The 754-nt window shown below is 40.8% G+C and carries 2 protein-coding genes; both read right to left on the bottom strand.

What is annotated here, in order from left to right:
• Window positions 1–14: 14 nt before the first annotated feature.
• Window positions 15–473 carry a hypothetical protein gene (locus NE664_12520; GenBank protein MCQ4727460.1) on the bottom strand — a complete coding sequence of 153 codons (459 nt, stop codon included), beginning with the start codon at window positions 471–473 and terminating at the stop codon, window positions 15–17.
• Window positions 424–754 (bottom strand): SpoVG family protein (locus NE664_12525; GenBank protein MCQ4727461.1); only part of this gene is annotated, 331 nt, incomplete at its 5' end. The genes NE664_12525 and NE664_12520, both read right to left, overlap by 50 nt.

The raw sequence follows: 754 nt of genomic DNA on the forward strand, positions 1-754 counted from the left end.
TTTTCATTTACAGGCTATTCAAAGATCAAGAACTGGTCTTCTACAACTATATTCTGGTCCGTCAAAACAACTTCACATGCCTGCCCTTCAATCTCTTCCCAACTCAACCCGGTAAAATTGTGGATACAGGTAATCAGGGACCTCCCCTGTTCCATGTACAGATAAACCTTTGTTTCGGCATCAAAAAACATATAAAAATCAAAATCTGGTTCAAAGTTACCGTCTTTATCATCTTCATATTTTTCGTACCAGACGCCGCTATGTATTTCCAATCCAAGCCCCCGGAGAATCAAGTAGTTTTTATCCAGCCAAACCTGGTGTTCCTCATCTTCCTCAAAAAGAAAGTTTTCCGTTTCCCACTCCTCATTCTCCATCAGTTCTTCCAGGTTTCCTATGGTAATTTTGATTTTCTTCTCCATATAACTACCTTGCCTTTTCTTTCGCAGTCCGCTGCTTATCCAGATTCTGTTCATACTGTTTCATGATATCTCCGTACAGCGTGTCATGAAAATCCTTTGTTACCGGATATGCAATATCCTGATATTCTGCCTTACCGTCGATCATCCTTCTTTGGGAAGGCATGGCTACAAAGTTATTCCCGGCAAAGGATCTTTTCACAGAGATCTGATTGACTACAAATACATCATCAATCACCAGTCTGGCAAATGCTTTCGTGGCACAGGATAAATCTTTGTTGTTTACCACCTGAACGTAATACTCAAAACCCGTGTCCCCATATTCAAGGTCAACCTCA

The sequence above is a fragment of the Anaerotignum faecicola genome, assembly GCA_024460105.1.
Taxonomy (GTDB): domain Bacteria; phylum Bacillota; class Clostridia; order Lachnospirales; family Anaerotignaceae; genus JANFXS01.

Bases quoted from the DNA above. Each gene is read 5' to 3' on its own strand.
- NE664_12520 (MCQ4727460.1), bottom strand. From the start codon at position 473: ATGAACAGAATCTGGATAAGCAGCGGACTGCGAAAGAAAAGGCAAGGT.